General features: G+C 62.8%; 17 protein-coding genes. 10 read left to right on the top strand and 7 right to left on the bottom strand.

Features of this window, described 5'->3' with window-relative positions; genetic code table 11:
* Positions 1-63: 63 nt before the first annotated feature.
* Together IB277_RS29050 and IB277_RS29045 are read right to left on the bottom strand one after the other, a co-directional pair.
* Positions 64-1,623: an ABC transporter substrate-binding protein gene (locus IB277_RS29050; protein ID WP_034790432.1), complete on the bottom strand. Its 1,560-nt coding sequence runs from the start codon at positions 1,621-1,623 to the stop codon at positions 64-66.
* Between the two features lie 718 nt (positions 1,624-2,341).
* Positions 2,342-3,838, bottom strand: a complete 1,497-nt coding sequence (locus IB277_RS29045; RefSeq protein WP_060521160.1) for a PLP-dependent aminotransferase family protein — start codon at positions 3,836-3,838, stop codon at positions 2,342-2,344.
* A gap of 144 nt (positions 3,839-3,982) precedes the next feature.
* Here IB277_RS29045 and tauA point away from each other — a divergent pair, with 144 nt between their 5' ends.
* From tauA to IB277_RS29000, 9 genes are all read left to right on the top strand, one after another.
* Positions 3,983-4,999 carry a taurine ABC transporter substrate-binding protein gene (tauA, locus tag IB277_RS29040; protein ID WP_034790430.1) on the top strand — a complete coding sequence of 339 codons (1,017 nt, stop codon included), beginning with the start codon at positions 3,983-3,985 and terminating at the stop codon, positions 4,997-4,999.
* A gap of 84 nt (positions 5,000-5,083) precedes the next feature.
* On the top strand, positions 5,084-5,896 hold the full coding sequence (locus IB277_RS29035; protein ID WP_034790429.1) for a taurine ABC transporter ATP-binding protein: 813 nt from the start codon (positions 5,084-5,086) through the stop codon (positions 5,894-5,896).
* Positions 5,889-6,716, top strand: coding sequence for an ABC transporter permease subunit (locus tag IB277_RS29030; protein WP_034790428.1), 828 nt, complete (start codon positions 5,889-5,891; stop codon positions 6,714-6,716). Before IB277_RS29035 ends, IB277_RS29030 begins: the two co-directional genes overlap by 8 nt.
* 117 nt (positions 6,717-6,833) lie before the next feature.
* Complete coding sequence (locus tag IB277_RS29025; RefSeq protein WP_090297417.1) at positions 6,834-7,214, top strand: nuclear transport factor 2 family protein; 381 nt, start codon at positions 6,834-6,836, stop codon at positions 7,212-7,214.
* A gap of 18 nt (positions 7,215-7,232) precedes the next feature.
* Positions 7,233-8,633 (top strand): FAD-binding oxidoreductase, encoded by a 1,401-nt coding sequence (locus IB277_RS29020; protein ID WP_034790426.1) that lies wholly within the window; start codon positions 7,233-7,235, stop codon positions 8,631-8,633.
* A gap of 34 nt (positions 8,634-8,667) precedes the next feature.
* The gene (xsc, locus tag IB277_RS29015) at positions 8,668-10,443 is read left to right on the top strand and encodes a sulfoacetaldehyde acetyltransferase (RefSeq protein WP_034790425.1); all 1,776 of its coding nucleotides are present in this window, start codon (positions 8,668-8,670) and stop codon (positions 10,441-10,443) included.
* Between the two features lie 72 nt (positions 10,444-10,515).
* The gene (locus tag IB277_RS29010) at positions 10,516-11,553 is read left to right on the top strand and encodes a YeiH family protein (RefSeq protein WP_034790424.1); all 1,038 of its coding nucleotides are present in this window, start codon (positions 10,516-10,518) and stop codon (positions 11,551-11,553) included.
* A complete protein-coding gene (pta, locus tag IB277_RS29005; protein ID WP_034790423.1) occupies positions 11,553-12,563 on the top strand; it encodes a phosphate acetyltransferase in 1,011 nt (336 codons plus the stop codon). The genes IB277_RS29010 and pta overlap by 1 nt, the downstream gene beginning before the upstream one ends.
* Positions 12,564-12,679: 116 nt before the next feature.
* Positions 12,680-13,144 carry a hypothetical protein gene (locus IB277_RS29000; RefSeq protein WP_060521162.1) on the top strand — a complete coding sequence of 155 codons (465 nt, stop codon included), beginning with the start codon at positions 12,680-12,682 and terminating at the stop codon, positions 13,142-13,144.
* A 73-nt stretch (positions 13,145-13,217) separates the two neighbouring features.
* On the opposite strand, the gene IB277_RS28995 is transcribed toward IB277_RS29000, so the two are convergent.
* Positions 13,218-13,811, bottom strand: coding sequence for a TetR/AcrR family transcriptional regulator (locus IB277_RS28995; RefSeq protein WP_060521163.1), 594 nt, complete (start codon positions 13,809-13,811; stop codon positions 13,218-13,220).
* A gap of 139 nt (positions 13,812-13,950) precedes the next feature.
* On the opposite strand from IB277_RS28995, the gene IB277_RS28990 reads away from it, so the two are divergent.
* Positions 13,951-14,436, top strand: coding sequence for a hypothetical protein (locus IB277_RS28990; protein WP_060521164.1), 486 nt, complete (start codon positions 13,951-13,953; stop codon positions 14,434-14,436).
* Positions 14,437-14,500: 64 nt separating this feature from the next.
* Here IB277_RS28990 and IB277_RS28985 read toward each other — a convergent pair whose 3' ends face one another.
* The 4 genes from IB277_RS28985 to IB277_RS28970 all read right to left on the bottom strand — a co-directional run bounded on the left by IB277_RS28985 (position 14,501) and on the right by IB277_RS28970 (position 18,516).
* The gene (locus IB277_RS28985; protein ID WP_192372241.1) at positions 14,501-15,139 is read right to left on the bottom strand and encodes a LysE family translocator; all 639 of its coding nucleotides are present in this window, start codon (positions 15,137-15,139) and stop codon (positions 14,501-14,503) included.
* A 124-nt stretch (positions 15,140-15,263) separates the two neighbouring features.
* The gene (locus tag IB277_RS28980; protein WP_090297361.1) at positions 15,264-16,469 is read right to left on the bottom strand and encodes an MFS transporter; all 1,206 of its coding nucleotides are present in this window, start codon (positions 16,467-16,469) and stop codon (positions 15,264-15,266) included.
* A gap of 265 nt (positions 16,470-16,734) precedes the next feature.
* On the bottom strand, positions 16,735-17,895 hold the full coding sequence (locus tag IB277_RS28975) for an MFS transporter (RefSeq protein WP_060521166.1): 1,161 nt from the start codon (positions 17,893-17,895) through the stop codon (positions 16,735-16,737).
* A gap of 339 nt (positions 17,896-18,234) precedes the next feature.
* Positions 18,235-18,516, bottom strand: a complete 282-nt coding sequence (locus tag IB277_RS28970; protein ID WP_051659195.1) for a DoxX family protein — start codon at positions 18,514-18,516, stop codon at positions 18,235-18,237.
* Positions 18,517-18,626 lie beyond the last annotated feature (110 nt).

Below are 18,626 nucleotides of genomic sequence, written 5' to 3'. Positions count from 1 at the left end.
TCCGGGCTGCCGGTCCCGGCCTGTCGGAGCCGGAACGTTCGCCGTTCCAGCTCCGCAACAGGGCTAGTCCGCGATATGCGTGAGCCAATGGCGCGGCTTGTTGTCGGCGAGCTGAGCGACCTTATCGATCTTGTTGCTCATCACCCAAGCCATTGGCTGTTGGTGCAGCGGCAGCATGATGATCTCGTCCTTGACCATCTGCAGTGCCTTGGTCTGCAGATCGAGCCGCTTGGTCCGATCCATTTCGGTCGATGCCTGGATGATCAGCTTGTCGATATCAGGATAGCTCCAGCCGCCCCAGTTGAAGACGCCCGCCTTGTCGCTCCTCGTCTCGATCATCTGAAGCAGGATCGAGTAGCTGTCGAGCATCGGCTCGTTTGCCCAGCCGATGATGTAGACATCCGACAGACCGCCCGTGCGTTTGGGCGCCTGTGCCGCCGTCGGGCCGATGTCGAGTTGCGGCTTGAAGCCGGCGCGGCTCAGCATGTTGACGATGCTCTGGCAAAGCTCCTCTTCGTTGACATAGGCCTCGTTCGTGCAGACGAGCGTGAAGGGGAGATCGCTTGCGCCGGCCTCGGCGAGCAGCTTTTTCGACAGTTCGGGATCGTACGGCACGACCTTGTCCAGTGCTTCGACATATCCCGGGATTTCCGGCGCAACGATCGCACCCGCTGTCCTCGACTTGCCGCGCATGACCCGCTTCTGGATGAGTTCTGTGTCGAGCGCATGGGCGACGGCCTGGCGGACACGCAGGTCGTTGAACTTGTTGTCGACGCCGTCGGCCAGTTTCGGTTTGCGGTTGAAGCCCATCATGATGGTGCGAAGGTCGGTGCGCTCCATCACCTTCAGGTCCGGCTGCGCGACAAGGCGCGGAAGATCCTGCGCCGGCGCATTCTCAGTGAAGTCGATCTCGCCTGACAACAGTGCCGCCACGCGTGTCGCGGCTGAGACAATCGGCGTAAACTCGATGCGATCGATGTTGGACTTCGCCGGGTCCCACCACTCGCCGTTCTTGACCAGAACGGTCTTGCTGTCGGGCGTGCGGCTCTCGAGCTTGAACGGACCCGTGCCGTTGGTGTGGTAGGTAGCGTAGCCTTCTATCTTCTTGCCGACATCCGTCGGCTTCAGCGAATTGTTGTCGGCGAGCCACGTGGCGTCGAAAATGTGGATGTTCGTCAGGTCGTTCAAGAGCAGCGGATAGGGGCCGGTCAGTTCGATATCGACAGTGCGGTCGTCGACCTTCTTCGCCGACTTGTATGCCGGTAGGTTGCCCCGCAGCGGAGATGCCGGATCGCTGACCCGCGTCAGCGAGGCGATCACGTCATCGGCCGTGAAATCAGCGCCATTGTGGAACTTGACGTCCTCGCGCAGATGGAACCGCCAGACCGTGTCCGATACCGTTTCCCAGGAGGTCGCCAGTGCCGGCTCGATCTTCAGGTCGGCGTCAAAGCGGACGAGCCCTTCATAGACGTGATTGAGGAAAGACAGCGTGTAGCTGTCGCCATAGGAATAAGGGTCGAGCGAGTAGATATCGCGCGAAGAGCCCCATTTGAGCGTCTCCGCGTGAGCAGCCGCGGAAAGCGCCGTCGACATGGCGGCTGCGAGGATCAGTTTCTTGAGCATTCTGCTGTTCTCCTTTGTTGAGGTCACCGGCCCCCTTGAACGGGGAGCTTCTATTTAAGAGGCAAGGACGGCTCACAGGCCGTCCATCTCGCCGCCCGACAGGGGCGGCCAGTGGCGTGATCTGCTGTTGCGCGGCATGACCTTCTCGGTCGTGTCGATCACCGCAAAGACCTTCGGCGGCCTATGCGGGAATCTTGATCAACTGGCGTTCCTGGACGGCGATGCACCCAAGCGAAAGCCTCCTGGCGATGCTTGAAGCACCAAGTCCCGTTGTCGATCGGCGGTCATTCGATGGCCAACGCCAAGCATCAACTCGAACAGGGGCATATCTCTGCGCCGCTTCATGGAGGCGGTTCAGAAACCCGAGGTCGGTGGTTGGACGCCGCAATGGCGATCGAATGAGGAGATGTCAGGCGAGCCGGCCCGGCGGTGCGGGCTCGTACGTGCGGCATTGCGAAAAGTCGTGCGAGTACGCGGTCTTCTGGAGCCCTTGCATCAACCTGCTCCTCCCTAGCTCGTTGCTGCTAAGCGGCACCATCGCACGCCAAAAGTATTTGTCAACGTCTTTGTCGACAATCTTGAATACGATTATGGCGACAATCCAAATGACCGATTGATCTGCACAGGCGCGAGCAACATTGTGGGCAATGGAGAGGACGCCTTAGCCCAAGGTACGCTACGGCCAGCTCGATAGGGAAAGCCACAAGCGGTCAACCTGTCACTTCGCCACGGAGGCCTGCTCGCTGCCGCCGCAAAGACTGTCGATGCGGGCGCGAACCCGGGCGACGCCCTCGGCAATGCTTGTGCTTGGAATGGACGAATATCCCATCCGGAAGTAGCGGCAGGGCTGGTCGCTTCTGGGGAAGAAGGGCGAGCCGGATTCGACCAGCACGCCGTCCTGCCGCAATTCGCTGACCAGCCGGTCGGCATCGAGCCCTTCCGGTCCCTCCATCCAGAAGGACGTGCCGCCGAAGGTCGAGGAGCCTGCGACTTTCAGGTTCGCCCTACGCAGTGACTCGGCCATGATTACGTGGCGCTTGTGATATTCGGTCCGCATCCGGTGGAGCACGGCGTCATAATGGCCGAGCGCCAGGAAATAGGCTGCGGTGCGCTGAAGGTGTCCGGGCGGGTGGCGCAACATCAGCGAGCGAAGCGCACGCGCCTCGCGAATGAAGGGGGCTGGCGCCACGAGGTAGCCGAGCCGAAGCCCGGGAAAAAGCGATTTCGAGAAGCTGCCGATGTAGAGCACCCGGCCTGACGGATCGAGCGCCTTCAGCGCCGGGGAAGGCGGAGCGAGGTAGCTGATCTCGAACTCGTAATCGTCCTCGACGATGACGAAATCCCGTTCTTCCGCAGCCTGCAGCAGTTGCGTACGCCGATCCACTGGCATAGTCGCGCCGGTCGGCGAGTGGTGGCTCGGGGTCACGAAGACGGCATCGACGTTTTCCGGCAAGGCATCCGGTGACAGGCCCTCGACATCGACATCGACGGTGGTGACGTCGGCGCCGCTCAACAGCAGCGAGGCGCTGATATCGGGATGGCAGGGGTTTTCGCAGACGGCGGCGGAGCCCTTCTCCAGGATCAGACGGGTCACGATCCAGAGCGCATTCTGCGCGCCGACGGTGACGAGGATTTCGTCCGGCGTGGCGTGGATGCCCCGGCGCGGCAGCGTGCGCGAGCAGATGTAGTTGACCAGCCGCACATCGTCGGCCGCGGCAAAGTCGCTCGCCATCAGCACGAAATCCTCTCGCGCCAGAGCCCGGCGGGCACAGTCGCGCCAGGCATTGAGATCGAACAGTGTCGGGTCCATCTGGCCATAGAGGAAGGGGAATGGATAGCGCCGCCAGTCCAGCGGCTTGGCGACCTGGCGCACGACGCCAAAGCTCATCTTGATCTTGCGGCTCCAGTCGATCGGATTGGAGCCGGCGGATGGGCGCTCCCCTTCCACATCCATGCCCGGCGGATTGCCGGAGATGCGATAGGAGCTGCGGTTGACCGCCTCGACATAGCCCTGGTTGATCAGTTCCTGATAGGCGAGTGTCACCGTGATGCGCGATATTCGCAGATAGTCGGCGAGCTTGCGGCTGGATGGCAGATGCGCGCGCGGCTGCACCCTTCCGGCGAGCACGGCCGAAACGACCGTCTCGCGCAACTGCGCCTGCAGGCCGATCCCACTGTCGCGATCGATGAAAAAAATGGTTTCGGAAACGTTCATCTGCACGACGCCTGCTCCCCCGACGGCGCTAAACTGGATCTATTCAACTTCCAGACTGGATATAACGCAAGCCGGATCTCGGCCTTATCGTCATCAGCAAGACCGGAGAAACGGTCAGCGAATAAACAAAGAGGAGGAAGACAAATGCTACATGGACATTTCAGACGACTGGCCGCAGCCGCCAGCATTGTCGCGAGCCTGGCCGCATCCGGCGTCGCTTATGCCGAAACGAAACTCGTCGTCGGCTATCAGCAGATCGTTGGCCCGTTCGTGGCTGCGATCGCCGATGGCCGCTTCGATGCAGCCGCCAAGGAGGCCGGCTATTCGATCGACTGGCGCCAATTCAGCTCGGCCGGCGACATCACTACGGCGCTTGCCTCCGGTGACGTGCCGATCGGCGTTCTCGGTTCGACAGGTACTGCGGCTGCCGCGACGCGCGGCGTCGAACTGCAGCTCTTCTGGATCCTCGACAATATCGGTCAGTCGGAAGCGCTGGTCGCCCGCGAGGGCTCGGGCATCGAGACGCCGGCCGATCTCAAGGGCAAGAAGGTCGCCGTGCCTTTCGTCTCGACGTCGCATTTTCACTTGCTGGTCGGTATGAACAAGGTCTGGAACGTCGATCCGCGCGAGGTGGAAATCCTCAACCTGAAGCCGCCGCAGATCGTTGCCGCCTGGCAGCGTGGCGATATAGACGCGGCCTATGTCTGGCCGCCGGCGCTCTCAGAAATCCAGAAGACCGGCAAGACGATCTCGGATTCCGAGGTGATTGGCGCGGCTAGCGTGCCGACCTTCGACGGGCTGGTGGTCGACAAGGCCTGGGCCTCGGAGAACCCGAAGCTGATGGAAGCCTTCACCAAGGTTCTGGCAGACGCTTATGCCGACTACAACGCCAACAAGGCGGCGTGGACGGAGGAGTCGCCGCAAGTGGAAGGCATCGTCAAGCTGATCGGCGGCGATGGCCCGAGCACCGTCGAAGCCTTGCGCCTGCTTTCGTTCCCGAATGCGGATGAGCAGGCCTCCGAGGTCTGGCTCGGCGGCGGCGCCACGCGTGCACTGACCGAAAGCGCCAAGTTCCTCGTCGAGCAGAAGCAGATCAGCCAGTCGCTCGACGACTACGCGCCTTATGTGAACGCCGACTTTGCCAAGGCGGCCGCACAATAGGCTAATCTGTCGATTGCCCCGGCCGTTGAGGAGCGGCCGGCGCACCACCATAGACCGTGACCGAGGTGCAGGGAGGCATTTCTCATGGAAACATTGAGCGTCAGAAACATCAGTCTGACCTACCCGGGCCTCTATTCGGACCAGGCAATCATCGCCTTGAAAGGCGTCAACCTTACCATCAACAGCGGAGACTTCGTCGTTGCGCTGGGCGCATCGGGCTGCGGAAAGACGACGCTGCTCAACCTGATGGCGGGCTTCATGGCCCCGTCGGAAGGCGACATCACCCTTGGCAACCACCAGGTCAACGGACCTGGCGCCGAGCGCGGCGTCGTCTTCCAGAAGCACGCGCTTCTGCCGTGGCTGAACGTCATCGAGAATACCGAGTTCGGCCTCAAGCTGCGCGGCGTCGACAAGGCGACCCGGCGGGATCTTGCCACCAAGAACCTAGCTCTGGTCGGCCTTCAGGATTTCCACCGCCACATGATCTATCACCTCTCAGGCGGCATGCAGCAACGTGTTGGCATCGCAAGGGCGCTGACCTGCGATCCCGCGATGCTCCTGATGGACGAACCGATGGCAGCACTCGACGCGCTGACACGCGAGACCATCCAGGAGCTGCTGCTCAAGGTCTGGCAGCTCACCAACAAGATGTTCTTCTTCATCACCCACAGTGTGGAAGAAGCGTTGTTCCTCGGCTCGCGGCTGATCGTCATGTCGCCGCGCCCGGGCCGCATCACCCACACCTACGAGCTCAATTTCAACAAGCGGTTCCTCGCCGAGGGCAATGCGCGCGCGATCAAATCCAGCCCGGAATTCATCCGCATGCGCGAAGAAGTGCTCGGCATCATTTATGGCGACGAACGTGCGTCCGGCAACCCGGAGGTGGCCCATGCTTGACAGAGTGACACGCGCCAAGCCCGTAAAGGCCGGCAAGATCTTCGGCGCGCCCGGTGAAGGCAGCAGCGGCCTCATCAGCTTTTCGACGACGGTCGTCATCGTCGCTCTCTGGTTCCTCGTGACCGAAGGCGGCTGGGTCAAGCCGCTGTTCCTGCCGTCGCCGCTGGCGGTCTGGGACAAGTTCATGCTGGCGATGACCGACGGTGTTTCGAACTCGACGCTGATGCAGCACACGCTTGCCAGTATCGGCCGCGTGTTCGGCGCTTTCCTGCTGGCGCTGCTGACCGCCGTGCCGATTGGCGTGCTCATGGGCGTCAATCGCTTCGTGCGCGGCCTGTTCGATCCGATCATCGAATTCTACCGGCCGTTGCCGCCGCTCGCCTACCTGCCGCTCGTCATCATCTGGCTCGGCATCGGTGAGTTCCCGAAGGTGTTCCTGATCTATCTGGCGATCTTTGCGCCGATGGCAATTGCCGCAAGGGCAGGGGTGCGTTCGGTCTCGACGGAACAGATCCACGCTGCCTATGCGATGGGCGCCACCCGCGGGCAGGTCATCAGTCAGGTGATCATGAAGGCGGCCTTGCCGGAGATCTTCACCGGCATGCGCATCGGCATCGGCGTCGGCTGGACCACCCTGGTTGCCGCCGAAATGGTGGCGGCCAACCGAGGCCTCGGCTTCATGGTTTTGAATGCCGCCGAAAACCTCGAAAGCGACACGGTGATCATGGGCATCTTCATCATCGGCATCTTCGCCTTCGCCTTCGATCTTCTGATCCGCTACCTCGAAAAGGCGCTGATCCCCTGGAAGGGCCGCCTCTAACCGGCGACCACCTCCGACACTTCAATTGAATACGGCCTGGCGGCCTTTTGAAGACGGCTTTTCCCGTCTCCGGCGAAGCCATGCCTTACGACCAAGCCAAAGGACTGGACCATGACACTGACGGCAACCGATCTCAAAACCTTGTTCGATGCCTTCAACCGGCATGACATCGACGGGGTCATGCACTTCTTCGCCGAAGATTGCGTATTCAACGCCGTCGGCGGCCCGGAGGTCTACGGCAACCGTTTCGTCGGTACCGGTCCGATCGCAGATGCCTTCAGCGGCGTCTGGAAATCGATGCCGGACGCCGAATGGGGCAACCACAGCCACTTCGTCGAAGGCGATCGCGGCGTGTCCGAGTGGACCTTCTCCGGCACGGCTGCCGACGGCAGCCGCATCGAGGCAGAAGGCTGCGACCTCTTCACCTTCCGCAACGGCAAGATCGTGCGCAAGCAGGCGTTCCGCAAGAACCGCCCGGTCCTGCAACCCCGCTACTGATGGCCTGGAGCTAGAGCCATGCAACTGCGCGCCACACCCTTGAAGCCTGAAAGAGAGCCGTTTGACCCGGCCTATGACCCCAACCATGCCCGCAGCCCCGGCACGGGCAAGGACTATGCGCCGACCTACTGGATCGGCACCGCCGGTCCCGAACCGGAGGACGACGGTCCGATCACGGGCGATATCGATGTCGATGTTGCGATCATCGGGTCCGGCTATACCGGTCTCTCCTGCGCCATTCATCTGGCGCGCGAGCACGGCATCAAGGCAGCGGTTCTGGAGGCCAATGGCGTCGCCTGGGGCTGCAGCACCCGCAACGGCGGGCAGGCACAGATTTCCGCCGGCCGCCTGAAGCGCTCGCAATGGATCGCCCGCTGGGGCGTGGACGTTGCCCGCAAGATGCATGCGGAGATTTCCGAGGGTTTCGACCTCTTTCGCTCTCTCGTCCGCGAGCCCGAAATCGACTGCGATCCGCAGGATGGCGGCCATCTCTATATCGCCCACCGCGACAAGATGCTGCCAGCGCTGCAAAGCGAGGTTCGCGTTCTCAACGATACCTTCGGCTATCGCGCCCGCATGGTCTCGCGCGACGAGATCCACCGCGATTTCGTTCGCGACGAGGAAGCCCGCGGGGCGATGTATGAGCCCGATGGCATGGGCATCCATGCCGCCAAGCTCGCCTTCGGCTACCTCAGGCTTGCCCGCAAGCTGGGGGCAAAGGTGCATACGTCGAGCCCGGTGCTTGATTGCACCGCCAAGGGCGGCATGCATTACCTGACGACGCCTGGCGGAACGGTGCGGGCGCGTGCCGTCTGCATTGCGACGGCCGGCTACACGTCACCCGGCATGAACGCGCTCACCCGCCACCGACTGATGCCTATCCTGTCGAACTCGATCGTCACTCGGCCGCTGACGGAAAGCGAGCAGAAGGCGCTGAACTTCAAGGCGCGCATCCCGCTCACTGATACGCGGACGCTGCGTCACTACTATCGCATGCTGCCGGATGGCCGGGTGCAGATCGGCAGCCGCAGCGCCATCACCGGACGCGACGCGAGCAATCCGAAGCATCTCGAGCTTCTGCTTGCCGGTCTCTACCGCAAGTTCCCGGCACTCCGCGGCATCGACATCGACTACTCCTGGTGGGGGTGGGTGGATGTCAGCCACGACATGATGCCGCGCATCTTCCAGCCGGACCGGAGCCAGAGGCTGTTCTACGCCATGGGCTATGGCGGCAACGGCGTGATGTATTCCGCCCAGGCCGGCCGTCGCATGGCCCAGATGGTCGCCGGCAAAGGCGGCGGCCTCGACCTTCCCATCTTCACTTCGCCTCTGCCGGGCCACGGGCTTCTGACGCCGTTCCGACGGCTCGGCCAATGGGGAATGTACCGCTGGTACTACCTCCGTGACGAGATCCTCTAACTCTCTGAAATAATACCAGGAAAGGAACCACCCCATGAAAATGACCACCGAGGAAGCCTTCGTCAAAGTTCTTCAGATGCATGGCCTCGAACATGCCTTCGGCATCATCGGCTCGGCCATGATGCCGGTGTCGGACCTGTTCCCGAAGGCCGGCATCAAATTCTGGGACTGCGCCCATGAGACCAATGCCGGCATGATGGCCGACGGCTTCAGCCGCGCCACGGGCACGATGTCGGTTGCGATCGGCCAGAACGGCCCCGGCGTCACCGGCTTCATCACCGCGATCAAGACCGCCTACTGGAACCACACGCCGCTTCTGATGGTCACGCCGCAGGCGGCCAACAAGACGATCGGGCAGGGCGGTTTCCAGGAAGTCGACCAGATGGCGATGTTCGAGGAGATGGTCTGCTACCAGGAAGAAGTACGCGATCCCTCGCGTATCCCTGAAGTCCTCAACCGGGTGATCGAAAAGGCCTGGCGCGGCTGTGCGCCGGCGCAGATCAACATTCCGCGCGACTACTGGACGCAGGTGATTGACGTCGACTTGCCGGCGATCGTTCGCTTCGAGCGCCCGGCTGGTGGCCCGCAGGCGATTGCCGAAGCGGCCAAGCTTTTGTCCGAGGCAAAATTCCCGGTCATTCTCAACGGCGCCGGCGTCGTCATCGGCAATGCCATCTCCGATTCCATGAAGCTCGCCGAGCGTCTCGACGCGCCAGTCTGCTGCGGCTACCAGCACAATGACGCCTTCCCGGGGAGCCATCGCCTGTCGGTCGGCCCGCTCGGCTACAACGGCTCGAAGGCTGCGATGGAGCTGATCTCCAAGGCCGATGTTGTCTTGGCGCTCGGCACGAGGCTCAATCCGTTCTCGACGCTTCCGGGCTACGGCATCGACTACTGGCCGAAGAACGCCTCGATCATCCAGGTCGACATCAACGCCGACCGGATCGGGCTTACCAAGAAGGTGTCGGTCGGCATCTGCGGCGATGCCAAGCAGGTCGCCCGCCAGATCCTGGAGCTGCTCTCACCGTCTGCCGGCGATGCCGGCCGCGAGGAGCGCAAGGCCGCGATCCACCAGACCCGCTCGGCCTGGCAGCAGCAACTCTCCTCGATGGATCACGAGGACGACGATCCGGGCACGGAATGGAACGAAAGCGCACGCTCGCGCGAGCCGAACCGCATGTCACCGCGCCAGGCCTGGCGTGCGATCCAGGCGGCCCTGCCGAAGGAAGCGATCATCTCCACCGACATCGGCAACAACTGCGCGATCGGCAATGCCTATCCGACCTTCGAAGCGGGCCGCAAATATCTGGCGCCGGGCATGTTCGGCCCCTGCGGCTACGGTTTCCCGTCGATCGTCGGCGCCAAGATCGGTTGCCCTGATGTGCCAGTGGTCGGTTTTGCCGGTGACGGTGCCTTCGGCATCTCGATGAACGAGATGGGCTCGATCGGCCGCGAGGGATGGCCGGCGATAACGATGGTGATCTTCCGCAACTACCAATGGGGTGCCGAAAAGCGCAACACGACGCTCTGGTACGCCAACAACTTCGTCGGCACGGAGCTCAACCCCAACCTCTCCTACGCCAAGGTGGCGGAAGGCTGCGGCCTGAAGGGCGTGGCGGTCAACACGACCGCAGCTCTCACCGAAGCCCTGTCCACTGCGATCGCCGACCAGAAGAAGGGCGTGACAACCTTCATCGAAGTCATCCTCAACCAGGAGCTCGGCGAACCCTTCCGCCGAGACGCGATGAAGAAGCCGGTGCCCGTTGCCGGTATCGATCGCGCCGACATGCGTCCCCAGAAGCGGGCCTGATCCTCGATTACGTCAAGCCCCGCCCGGTACCCGGGCGGGGCGAAGCCTCCCGCAGATGACCGGAACAGAACCATGACCTTCGTCGCCTCCGTCCACGAACGCTTCCGAAGCGTGCCCTCCGGCTTTGCGGCCTACTGGCCTGGCTTTGCCGTTACCGCGGCGGTGGCCGTCGCTGCCCAATTCCTTTCCGACCACTACGGCGCGCCGGCCATGCTCATGGCGCTCCTGCTCGGCATCGCCTTTCACTTTCTGTCCGAGGAAGGGCGTTGCGTCGCCGGCATCGATTTCTGTGCCAAGAAGGTGCTGCGCATCGGTGTGGCGCTGCTCGGCATGCGCATCAGCGTCGACCTCCTCATCGGGCTTGGCGCAAGCACGATCCTGCTCCTCATCTCAGCCATCGCCGCGACCATCGGCTTCGGCCTGCTTGCCGCAAAGCTTCTCGGGCGTGGCTGGCGGCTGGCGCTTATCACCAGCGGTTCGGTCGCAATCTGCGGAGCGTCTGCAGCGATGGCGATCGCAGCCGTTCTTCCCAAGAACGAGTTCTCCGAGCGCAACCTGATCTTCACCGTGCTTTCCGTCACCGTGCTCTCGACACTTGCGATGATTGCCTATCCGATCCTCGCCCAGACCATGGGGCTCGACGCGCGCGCCACGGGCATCTTCTTCGGTGGCACCATCCATGACGTCGCGCAGGTCGTCGGCGCAGGCTTCTCGGTCTCGCCGGAGGCGGGCGAAACGGCGACGCTCGTCAAGCTGATCCGCGTCACCATGCTGGCGCCGGTCGTGCTCATCTTTTCGCTGTCACTGCGCAAAGTACCGCAGCCTGAGGGCGAGACCGGTAAGCGCCCGCCGCTCTTGCCCGGCTTCGTCGTCGCCTTCCTGATCTTTGCAGCGCTGAATTCCTTCGGTTTCGTGCCGGAACTGGTGGCCAAGGCCGGCATGGAAACGTCGCGCTGGGCGCTGCTTGCCGGCATCGTCGCCGTCGGCATGCGCACGTCGCTTCGCCGCGTGCTCGATGTCGGTGGCGACGCCGTCGCGCTGATCGTCGCCGAAACCGTCTTCATCGCTCTCTTCATCCTCGTCGGCATTCACTATCTGGGGCACGCCTGATGAAACCGCTCGATCGCATTATCGAGGCCGCTAAAGCCGCCCCGCGCCATATCGTGCTCGCCGAGGGCGAAGACCCACGCATCGTCGAAGGCGCCTTGCGCGCCGTGCGCGCCGGTATCGCCAAGATCACGCTCGTCGGCGACAGGAAAATCGTCGCGGAGGAGTTGCACGCCGCCGGCGGCGCACCAGACGAAATCCGCATCGAGGATCCGACTTCGTCTGCGCTGACTGAGCACCTTGCCGTTGCCTACCACGATCTCCGTCGTAGCAAGGGTGTCGACGAAGCGGCCGCGGCAGCAGCCGTACGCTCGCCTCTTGTCTTTGCGGCCATGATGGTCCGCGAGGATCAGGCAGACGGAACGGTCGGGGGCGCTGTCGCCACCACCGCCGATACCGTGCGCGCCGCCCTCCAGACCATCGGCCGGGCACCGGATGTCGGACTGGTGTCGAGCTTCTTCCTGATGATGCTCTGCGCGCCGCACCACGAAAAGAAGGGCGCCTTCGTTTTCGCCGATTGCGGGTTGGTTGTGGATCCTGACGCCACCGGCCTTGCCGATATCGCCGTGACCTCGGCACGCTCCTACGAGGCGCTCTCCGGCAAACCGGCGAAGGTGGCGATGCTCTCGTTCTCGACGGCCGGCAGTGCCGCGCATGAGCGCGTTTCGAAGGTGGTGGAGGCGACGCGCCTGGCCCATGCCTCAGCGCCGGGATTGGTGATCGACGGGGAATTGCAATTCGACACCGCTTTTGTCGAGGCCGTCAGCGCGGCAAAGGCGCCGCAATCGGCGCTGCATGGCGAGGCCAATGTCTTTGTCTTCCCCAACCTCGACGCGGCAAACATCGGCTACAAGATCGCCCAGCGCATCGGCGGCGCCACCGCCATCGGCCCGATCCTGCAGGGGCTTGCGAAGCCTGCCAACGATCTCTCGCGCGGCTGCAACGCCGACGACGTCTTCCACATGATCGCCGTCACCGTCGTTCAGGCGTCGGGCGGGCAGTCGACCGGCTAAGTCGCGCAAGTGACAGCGAACCGCCTTGCCGGTTGAGCCTGGCAAAGCTATCACCTTTGGGTCGAATTGGACCATCGGTGGTCTATCGACTGCCGATCTAAAGGAGAGACCGAACAATGACTTGGGCGTCAAGGATCATCTTCTTTCTTACCATGGCCTTCGTATCGTCGGGTATGGCAACGGCAGAGGAGGCCGCGTCGCCAGACGATGATCTGACGATCCTATTGAGGGCGGATAAGGGCGCGCTCACGCTCGAATACCGCAAGCCAGGCCAACGTCTCGAAGATGATCCCTCCGTCCAATGCGCCGTTGGCGCTCGGTTCACGCTTCCCGCCGGCGCGGTGGTGAACCTCGAACTCGTCTCGACGGACATCGTCTATAGCTTCGAAGTGCCGGGCTATGTCGAGCAGGTGGATCTCGTGCCCGGCCTCGTGAGCTATCGGCAGATCGAGACCCCTGCCGAAACCGGCCAGGCCGACGGCGTGCTTCAAGTGCACCCGGATGGTTTGAAGAAGGCCATCGCAGTGCGCTTCAACAAAGAGCAAAGCGCTTTCGACGCCCGAATGCTGTGCGCCAACTAGGCGCACGATCTTCTCGCAGCGAATCCTTCGTGTTCGCGGCGGAGCAAAGCTCGGTTGCCGCGCAGGCTGTCGGTCACGACGTCATGATGAAGGGCCGGCATGTCTCCGGCGGCAGACCATCAAGTACAAGTTTTCGGAACGCAGCGTCGACTTCCCGGGGAGGCATTTCCGGTCGCTCCTCCAGCCACCAGCGCAGAACGGCGTTGAACGTGGAGACCATGTGACGGATCACGAGGTCACGCGGAAGAGCGGCATGCATCGTGGCGGGGAGCGACTGGCGAAGGACCTCCGCAAGCACCTCGTCAACCGCATCGCGAACGATGCCGCCTCCGCGTCCGCCGGCAAGTGCGACCTGGATGTCCGCGTGTTCGGCGACATGCTCGAACAAGGCGCGGCTGGGATCCCACGCCTCTTCTCGCACCCGCTCGCGTGGCGATGAGATCGTCTTGTCCTTTGCGGTCACCAGCAGATCGCGCAGACGCTCCAGACTGCGTTTCAGAAGGTCGTCTTTCGACGTGAAGTGCGCATAGAACGTCGACCGCCCGATATTCGCCTCGGTCAGGATGTCTTCGACGGTGATCAGTTCGTAGTGCTTGCGGCGTATCAAGGCGAGAAGAGCTTCATAGAGCGCCGTGCGCGTTCGGGCCACGCGTCGATCGATCGGCAAATTTGTTCTCCTTTTTCCGGACGAGCGCGCGTTGCAGTCCCATTCGGTACACGAGGCACCCTTCTGTTTCGCAACTTCCGAACACCGTGTTCCGGATCGTGCTAGCCGAATGTCGTCTAGTCAACATCGAGGAACAGCCATGGTTGAGCTTTCTGCAAAGTCCCCTCTCTCTTCCCCATTTCGAAAAGCGGGTGCCTGCGCGCTTCTCCTGCTCACCCTGACGAGCCTGCATCACGCCTATGGCGCCTACATCTATGAAACACCGTGGCGTCTCCATATCGTCCAGTTGGCCGTGCCGGCGGCAATAGTCATTGCGGCCGCGCTGTTCGTTGGCCGGTCGAGGAGCGGGACCACGGCTGGACGTGTCGCGACCTGGCTGGCCGCCCTTGTCGTGCTCGCCTTTCCGGTCGCAATGATCGGCATCTACGAGGGCGGCTGGAACCATGTGGTCAAGAACGTCGCCTATTTCGGCTTCGGAACAGATGCAGCACGGTCCCTGTTTCCCGAGCCCGTGTACCGGTTGCCGGATAGTTTGCTTTTTGAATTGACGGGGATCGCCCAGTTCCCGCTCGCCGTCATCACCGCGCTGAATACGCTCGCTCTGTTGCGGCCGCCCGCCCGGTGATCGGATTTAGGTGCCGGCGGCCGCGCCGGTCGTTCGGATAAGGCAACGCTGCGAACAAGCGCCGTCAGGCGATTGTTCGTGCGCTATCCGTCATCAGCTTCAGCCCCAGTGCGCCCACCACGGCGCCGGCGGCGCGGTCGATCCAGGTCTTGGAGCGAAGGTAGACGACCCGCGGGCCGTGGGAGGAAAAGCCGAGGGCGACGATTGCGTACCACGCGAACTCGTTGATGAAGAGCAGCGGGGGCAGGGCGAGAAGCATCCAGGTAGGCGCCGGCGACGGCAACAGCGCGGCGAACATCGAGGCGTAGAAGATCGCCGTCTTCGGGTTGGAGATCTGAACGAAGAGCCCCCGCAACAGGGATTTCCAGAGCGTGCTCGGCTGGTCGGCGGGTGTCTCGGCAATCATTATCTTCTGCGGTGCGGCCCGCCAGATGCTTATGCCGATCCAGACGAGATAGGCGCCACCGGCGAGCCTCAGGAGGATGTTGAGCCATTCAACCTGAAGAAGGATCGCCGTCAGGCCGGCGACCGCAATACAGGCGAAGAAAAAGCCGCCAATGCCCATGCCGACCGCTGCCATCAATCCATCGGCGCGGGACCGTGCGATCGCGATCCGCGACACCACGATGAAGCTCGACCCGGGGCTCATGGCTCCAAGCAGGAAGACGCCCAGGATGGAGGCAAGAATTGCAAGTTCATGCATGTCATTATCCTCTCTTTAGAACGCTGCCGCCGCCGACGCAGGGCGAGTATGAAACGCGTTGCGTCATCCCACAATCGGGCATGTCCTCTCCCGCTCTCTCCGTCGAGAAAGCGGGAGACGTTCGTCAAGAATGACCTTCCTCGATCTTCGGGAGGAACCACGCGAGAAGCCCCGCAAGCGGAAGGAACGAGCAGATATAATAGACCGTTTCGACGCCGTAGCTATCGGCCAGTATCCCGAGAAGCGCTGCCGCAATGCCGCCGAGACCGAAGTTCAAGCCGTAGAACAGCCCGCCGATAAGCCCGATGCGGTTCGGCAACAGCTCGATGGCGTAGATCAGGATCGATGCGAAGGCGCTTGCCATGATGAGGTTGATCATCACCGTCAGCACGCCGGTCCAGAACAGATCGGCATGTGGCAGGATCAGCGTCAGCGGAAGCGGGCCTAGAACCGAGATCCAGATGATCCGGTAGCGTCCGATGCGATCGCCGACAATCCCTCCGATCAGGGCGCCTGCGGCCGAGGCAAGCAGGAAGATGAACAACATCATCTGTGCGGAAGGGATGGAGAGGCCGAACTTCTCCATGAGGTAGAAGGTGTAGAACGAGCGGAAACTTTCGCCATAGGCGTTCTTGGTGAACATCAGCAGCGTCAGGACCACCAGAGCGGCGCCAATCGTCGCCGGCGCGTGGCGGATGCTGCCCGCCTTCTTGCTGTCCGCCCGCAGCGCCATGAATGCGGCGCTGATCTCCCGCTGCTTGCCGCCGATCCACGCGAGAAGCACCATTGCCAGCAACGCCAGGGCGGCGAACCAGGCGAGGCTCGGCTGCCCCCAGGGAACGATGATAACCGCGGCAAAAACCGGACCGAGTGCGCCGCCTGCCTGGCCGCCGACCTGAAACAGTCCCTGCGCCAATCCCTGCCGGCCGCCGGCGGCATAGCGCGCCATGCGCGTGGCTTCCGGGTGGAAAATGGACGACCCGATGCCGATCAGCGCGACAGAGACAAGGATCATGGCATAGCTATCGGCAAGGGCGAGGCTGACCAGGCCCGAGAGCGTGAACATCATCCCGACGACTGGCGAATAGGGGGCGGGGTGTTTGTCCGTGACCATGCCGATCGCCGGCTGCAGCAGAGACCCGGCAATCTGGAAGGTCATGGTGATCATGCCGATCTGCACGAAGTCGAGCGCATAGGCGTCCTTCAGGATCGGATAGGCGGCCGGGATCAGCGACTGCATGAGGTCGTTGAGGAGATGGGTGACCCCGAGAACGACCAGGACGGCCAGATGCGTCTTCGGGCGTGTCACGGCAGGGATGGCGACTGTCATGGTTGATTTCTTGACTCCAGGATGCCGTGAAACGGCCTGCGGCGATGCCGCGCGGCGGGGAGCTTATGCATCCTCCGATAGGCGGGCAACCACCGGATGACGCTGCGCGCGAAAAAATGAGCTGTCGGGGCGGGAGGTTAGGCTCGCACGGGCACTTTCTTGGCCAGCCTTCCTCTGAGGACGCCCCGGAGCTTGCCGGCAAGGCGCGGTTCTTGCCCCGCCGCCTCGTTCGCCCCGACTCAGGCCTTCCCCCGCGAGACAGGTCTCACGGCGCTGTCGGCTTTCGGGTGGCAAGGTCCGCGATCGCGAGGAAAACACCGATCGCGAGGAATACGGCAAGGACCAGCGCCGCTCCAGTTGCACCAGTCGCGTCGAGCTGCATCGCAGCAAGCGGCAGCACGGCCAGGATCATCAGGTTGTTGAGGCTTTCCGAAAGCGAAAGCACCTGACCTTTTTCCTCTCCGGCCAGGCTCGCAAGAATGGCGGTGCTCGTCGGTGCGGCGAGCCCCAAGGCAAAGCCCCATGCCGTCAGGAAAACGAGGTCCCCCGTGAACGACAGGGGGGTGAGCATGAAGCCGCCGACCGCCGCACTCAGGAGGAACAGCGCAACGATCAGCGTGCGATCGTCACCGCGAAACAGCCGTGCGGCTCGGCCGACGCCGAGGTTGCCAAGCAAGAGTCCCAGACCGAAAGCCGAGATGGAGACGCCGGTGGCCGCAACGCCGAGGTCATAACGAAGCCGCAGGACCTCGCCGGCAAGAAGGAAACCGGCGACAGCCGTTCCGTTCCAAAGGCCTTTCGCGGCCAGGGGGCGGATCAAATTGCCACGGCCGAGCCAGACAGGACGCCTCATCTTCGGCACTGGGGGATTTCCCGCCCGGGCGGGAATCGCACTCCGGGCTATGGCAACTGTCGTGAGGCAGCCGGCGGCAGTCACCAGGAAAGGCGCACGCCAATCGAATGCCTCCGTCAGGACGCCGGCGATGACCGGCCCCGAGACGATGCCTGATGTCATGCCGATCATCACCGCTCCCATCGCGGCGGATTGTCGGTGCGCGGGGATGATGTCTGCCACCAGGGCAAAGACCGTCGGAATCAGAGCCGCCGACGCCAGGCCGCCGAAGACCCGCAGGACGATCGCTGCCCCGAAGCTCGGCGCGATCGTCAGCGCGAGGCCGTCAATCGAGAACAGAACCAGCGACACGAGCAGAAGTCGGCGACGGTCTATGCGATCGGAAAGGTAGCCGAAGATCGGCGCGGCCACGGCATAGGAAAGCGCGTAGCTGCTGACGAGCCATGCGGCGTGCGCCGGCGTCGTCTCGAAGGCCACGGCCAGGGGCGAAAGCATCGCCGACAGCATGAACTCGGTCGCGCCGACAAAGAAAACGGCGAGCGCGAGGGTGGGCAAAATGAAGCGTGAGGGCACGGATTATCGTCCTTGAGCTTGAGAAGCAGGAGAGAACCGGCGCGCGAAGACGTCTAGCCCGTTCGTGGCGCCGGAAGGATCGAAGCGTTTTTTTTGGGGGGGGAGAGTGTCGGCGCTGCGGACCCCGATGGTTCGGGTCATGGCGATGCGAATGAATGCTCGCCTAAGCTGAATACGACAAGGAACCTCTAGCAAAGAGGTTTAGGGAACACAACAGTTCTTCCCGATCGGTATCCGAAACGAACCGCTGGGTGGCCAGCCGCGCTATCGCGCGACCGGCCCATTCAGGCGCTCGTGGTCAAGGCAGACCCTGGCCTCACATGATCTGCGGTGGAACGCTCAGACCTGCCGGTCAATCGGCCGGTCCAGCGCCCAGCGTCCGATCCCATGGGCGCTGAGATAGGCAAAGACGCCGATCCATACCGTCGAAAGCTGAAAGCCCGTGCCGCGCGGGATCATCACCACAACCAGAATGACGATCATCTGGATGAAGAGCATGAAGGCGAGGGCGCGCGTCAGAAGCCCGAGCGCAATTGCGATACCGCCGAAAAGCTCCAAGGCGATAGTCAGATAGGCGAGCGGCCGGATCGAGGCCCCGACTCTGGAAAAGTTCGATGTCACGGGGCATGTCGCCGTTGAAGAGCTTTTCCCAGCCGAACCAGCTCACGACTTCACCCGTTGTGATCCTCAGCATCAAGTAATGCGACAAAGGCCGCGGTGAGGTTGAAGAT

The sequence above is a fragment of the Ensifer sp. ENS07 genome (assembly GCF_014852185.1).
GTDB lineage: Bacteria > Pseudomonadota > Alphaproteobacteria > Rhizobiales > Rhizobiaceae > Ensifer > Ensifer adhaerens.
Note: the sequence above shows the minus strand (reverse complement) of the source record. Positions and strands in the feature narration are given on the sequence as shown.

Bases quoted from the DNA above. Each gene is read 5' to 3' on its own strand.
- IB277_RS29050 (WP_034790432.1), bottom strand. From the start codon at position 1,623: ATGCTCAAGAAACTGATCCTCGCAGCCGCCATGTCGACGGCGCTTTCC.
- IB277_RS29045 (WP_060521160.1), bottom strand. From the start codon at position 3,838: ATGAACGTTTCCGAAACCATTTTTTTCATCGATCGCGACAGTGGGATC.
- tauA (WP_034790430.1), top strand. From the start codon at position 3,983: ATGCTACATGGACATTTCAGACGACTGGCCGCAGCCGCCAGCATTGTC.
- IB277_RS29035 (WP_034790429.1), top strand. From the start codon at position 5,084: ATGGAAACATTGAGCGTCAGAAACATCAGTCTGACCTACCCGGGCCTC.
- IB277_RS29030 (WP_034790428.1), top strand. From the start codon at position 5,889: ATGCTTGACAGAGTGACACGCGCCAAGCCCGTAAAGGCCGGCAAGATC.
- IB277_RS29020 (WP_034790426.1), top strand. From the start codon at position 7,233: ATGCAACTGCGCGCCACACCCTTGAAGCCTGAAAGAGAGCCGTTTGAC.
- xsc (WP_034790425.1), top strand. From the start codon at position 8,668: ATGAAAATGACCACCGAGGAAGCCTTCGTCAAAGTTCTTCAGATGCAT.
- IB277_RS29010 (WP_034790424.1), top strand. From the start codon at position 10,516: ATGACCTTCGTCGCCTCCGTCCACGAACGCTTCCGAAGCGTGCCCTCC.
- pta (WP_034790423.1), top strand. From the start codon at position 11,553: ATGAAACCGCTCGATCGCATTATCGAGGCCGCTAAAGCCGCCCCGCGC.
- IB277_RS29000 (WP_060521162.1), top strand. From the start codon at position 12,680: ATGACTTGGGCGTCAAGGATCATCTTCTTTCTTACCATGGCCTTCGTA.
- IB277_RS28990 (WP_060521164.1), top strand. From the start codon at position 13,951: ATGGTTGAGCTTTCTGCAAAGTCCCCTCTCTCTTCCCCATTTCGAAAA.
- IB277_RS28985 (WP_192372241.1), bottom strand. From the start codon at position 15,139: ATGCATGAACTTGCAATTCTTGCCTCCATCCTGGGCGTCTTCCTGCTT.
- IB277_RS28980 (WP_090297361.1), bottom strand. From the start codon at position 16,469: ATGACAGTCGCCATCCCTGCCGTGACACGCCCGAAGACGCATCTGGCC.